The sequence below is a fragment of the Cecembia sp. genome, from assembly GCF_007126775.1.
GTDB lineage: Bacteria > Bacteroidota > Bacteroidia > Cytophagales > Cyclobacteriaceae > Cecembia.
Window position 1 is genome coordinate 1 of sequence record NZ_SLAP01000209.1, and the last position, 4016, is coordinate 4016.

Here is a 4016-nt window from a genome sequence, read left to right on the forward strand (position 1 = left end):
ACTACTTATTTACCTATCTGTCTTGCCCATTTTGAGCTTTGGGCAAATCAAATCAATTTACTACAACGTAGTCAGTAACGAATTGAATAACAGCAACCCAATTCCCTCTGAAGAACCATTTTTTGTGAAAGGAAGGCTCCCTGTAGGTATTGAAATGGTCAAAGTTGCTATCAATAAGGCAGGAAAAAATGAAAAAAGAGCTGTTTTTTATGAATGGAAAAAAGCCTTTGATTTTGAAGTAAGTGAATATGAGCTTTTCATTTCCAATCCTCTTAGAAACAATGACCGCTATGACTTGGAATTTTATTTTTATGAGAAGGCAGGTGATGCACAAATGCAAAAAGTAACCGCTGCTTTGAACGGTAATCTTGAAGCCTATATCCGTGCCAATATGGAGGTCAAGAGCAGTGGCATCAAAACAAATAATTCCGACGCAGTTCTGCTTTCTCAAATGAATCAGATCGTAAGTGATGGTTTACAAAATTACCGTCATTTTCTTGGACAGGATTTTCATGGTTTCAGTGAGGTCGTCAGACAAAAACTGGATCAAAAAAACCGTCTGAAGCTGAGGAGAGCGAGGTTTAATGTCCTTGGAAGAAACAAAGAGGACAATGAAAAAGCAGCCTATGCAGAACAGTATATCCAGGAATTGATTGCCCTTGTTCAAAATGAGAGCAGCCAATATTTGGACAATAGTTTGTTGGCATTGGTAGATATCCGATCGGTTTCTAATTATCCGACAGAGAAAAAACCAAACGTTCTTCCATTGAATTTTGGCTATGCCACCATCCCCATTAAAAGGGACTTACCAGCTACCGAATACCTCCACGGGCCTTATGTAGGACTATCACTTCCACTCGGTAATAAAGCATTCACCAAGTTTCTTGGCAATGCCTCTTTTTCAACAGGAGTATTTCTGACCAATTTTGAAAGCAGTCAGGGAGACCGCATCAGCGGGGAATTGATAGGTTTGCCCATTTATGCGGGTCTTGGGTACAAAATGTTTCAGGTATTCAGACTCAATGTGGGTGCTGTAATGCTGAATTTTGAAGGTGCCAATGGTATGGGGAATTCCAATACTTACATACAACCTTTTGCGGGTATTAGCTTAGAATTCAATCTTTGGTTGGGACTTAAAGACAGGAGGTAATGATGCGCAACCTCATTCCAGTGATTCTACTGTTTTTAATGGCCAATTTGGATCTTTCTGCCCAGCAAAAAGACTTCAATTGGAGGCTTGGTGCCAGTGCAGGCTATAGCAATTACTATGGGGATTTAAGTCCTCACACAATTCGTGGTATTTCCAATTGGGATGCTATAGAACAGGTATTCTATTTTAACGAAAATTATTTTGACAGGCCTTCTTTCAAGATCAGTCTGGAAAGACAGCTCAGTCCAACAATTGGTCTGATGCTTTCTTATGGAGAATACCAATTTGCCATGAGTGACCGGTACATCAGAAGAGATGGGACGCTTTGGACAGAAGCGCCCAATTTTTCAAGGGGTCTTAATTTCCAAAATAATACCCGTGACCTGGGCCTGTCTTTTGTCTTTAAGGCCGATAATGATCACTTATTGCCCTCCCGTTCCTGGATCGCGCCCTACTTCACAATAGGATTTGGCATCTTGGACTTCAGTGTAAAAGGAGACCTATTAGATGATCAAGGGCAACGCTATGACTACAGCTCCAAAGAAATCATTCATAATGGTACTTACGAAACTGACCTGCATGCCATTATGACCGAAGAAGGTTATGATCTCTGGTCTTTTTATACCAATCTTGGTTTAGGTTTCCGTATCAAAATGGGCCCCAGAATAGAGTTTTTTGCCCAAACAGATATCATCCATAGTTTTTCGGATCATTTGGATGATGTGGGTGGAAAATACCGTACTTCTTATGACAATGAATTTCAGGCTTATGCTGCAAAACCCGGCACCAATAGGATTGACCCTGATAACCTCAACCGTGGAAAACCAAGTGGGGATAATGATTGGGTTTTATACCATGGAATTGGGATCAGGTATAATCTTGGTATCAGCAAACGGGTGTTCAAAGCACCAAGAATCAGCAGTTACACGCCAAACTATGCCAGTCCAAAACCATTGATATTGCCAGAGGCACTGGAGGAAAATGAGCAGTCGGTAAAAGATGATCAATTATCCATCAATGAACGACTGACGAGATTGGAAAACCAACAGAAAAGATTGAGTTGGAGAGCAGATAGCGTCTCCTACCGTGCTCAAATATTGGCATGGGAGGCTAAAATCAACCAAAAAGAAAATAAGCTAAGAGCGATCGAAAACAGGCGTAAATCTTTGTTGGATATCTCCAGGAATTATCAGGAACAAACCGACAGCCTACAGGCAAATACATATTTGGAAGAGGAAGTTAAGGATTCCTTATTTCAGGTTTCCCGTCGGAGGAATTATGATTTGCGGTACAGCTTAGATTCTATCAGCCGAAGAGAGCAGGAGTTTCATGCAGAAATAGACAGCTTAGGACGGTTAAAAGCCAATTACCATGCACTCACTGGAGAATTTATGTTTGAAGTTGAGGAGAGTATTTCTCAGGCATCAACAATAGGCATTCCTGATTCACCAAAGACTACAGTAGAAAATTCAGTTCCCAAGCGAGACGAAGCAAGCATTGAAATTGAAAAAAGGGAAGCATCAGATCAAGTACTGAAAAGCGCAGCTGAACCAAGGGAGGGGAGAAGAAGTGAGGCAGCGGCAGGAGAAATTGAAAGCAGTAGCGAAGAACTCCAAAGACTGCAACAGGAAAACCAATACCTGCGCTTTCAAAGAGACCAACTGCTGATCAACCAATCTTCACAAAACCAGGAAAGAACGAGGGGCGGCAATGGTGGGCGTGACCGGGTGATTGTACAAAATCAAGGGAGAAAAAATGAGCGGGTAGTGGTAGAGACGCAAGATGGACAGCGCTTAAGAAGAAACCGCTGGTGGTGGCCGTTTGGCGTAGCTGGCGGAGCGGTAGCGGCGGCTGCCATTTTGGACAAAGATGAAGATCAAAGCCTTGAGCCATTGCGTGATACTATTTTTGTAGATAAAGCAATGATGGATTGGCAGGTTCCGGATAGCTTAATGCTTGATACCTCACTGGCGGATAGCTTAGGTAGAATAGACTTGAATCAGCTTTTCCTTGGCTATCCAAGTGATACCCTAAGTAAAGTGGAGTCAGAAATTAAAGCATTAGAAAAAGAAGTGGCTGTAAGAGATACCGTTCTAGTTCAAAGACCCGAAAACATCCGGTTTTTGCCATCCAAGGTGATGGTCTTTTTCCAGGTCAACCAAAGGGATCCGGACCCACTCGAATTGAAGAAATTGGCAGACCTGGTGGACTTCGTGAAGGAAAATGAAGGTTTTGAAATCATCCTTTCAGGATTCGCCGACAATACCGGAAATATCAATTACAATCTTCAATTGGCCGATGACCGTATGAAAGCCGTAGGCCAGGCTTTACAGGAAAACTATGGACTGGAGGCTTCACAAATCCGTTATGAACAGGGTGGACAGATCATCCGAGGAAGGCAAAGACTTTCCAATGATCAGGATAGGAAGGTAGAGGCCAGGGTGGAGCGAGTAGAAACAGCAGACGGGAATTGATTGTAATGCTATTACAAGGAGTGACTTGGATAAGAAAGTTTTATTTTATTCCGAATGTAGCACTTTTTCCAAAGCTATCGTCTTTAGGGAAACACCTAAACCATGGAACCTACGATTAGAAAATCCTCTCCGAACTTAAAGGCTTATCTCATTTGCTTAATGCTGCCTGTAATTGGTCTTTTTTCTTCCTGTCTTCCAGGAGAAGATTTACCCTCAGGAATGGCAGAACCCAATTTGAGAGTACTCAGTGGATCAGAGGAAAGACTTTCTGAATCAAGCACCCAGTTTGCCATTGACCTTTTTCAGCAGATCGGAAACAAGGAATCAGATAAAAACCTTTTTTTCAGCCCTTTCAGTATCCATCAGGCTTTGTCTATGACCATGAACGGAAG

At 42.2% G+C, this 4016-nt stretch carries 3 protein-coding genes; all 3 read left to right on the forward strand.

Annotated features, from left to right (window positions below):
• Nucleotides 1-1150: hypothetical protein (locus tag QZT73_RS14030; RefSeq protein WP_291788782.1), on the forward strand; the 1150-nt coding region annotated here is incomplete at its 5' end.
• Nucleotides 1150-3624: an OmpA family protein gene (locus QZT73_RS14035; protein ID WP_291788783.1), complete on the forward strand. Its 2475-nt coding sequence runs from the start codon at nucleotides 1150-1152 to the stop codon at nucleotides 3622-3624. The genes QZT73_RS14030 and QZT73_RS14035, both read left to right, overlap by 1 nt.
• A gap of 102 nt (nucleotides 3625-3726) precedes the next feature.
• Nucleotides 3727-4016, forward strand: a 290-nt coding sequence (locus QZT73_RS14040) for a serpin family protein (protein WP_291788785.1), incomplete at its 3' end; no start/stop codon positions are given.

Excerpts from the sequence above, each read along its gene's own strand:
- QZT73_RS14035 (WP_291788783.1), top strand. The coding sequence starts at position 1,150 with ATGATGCGCAACCTCATTCCAGTGATTCTACTGTTTTTAATGGCCAAT.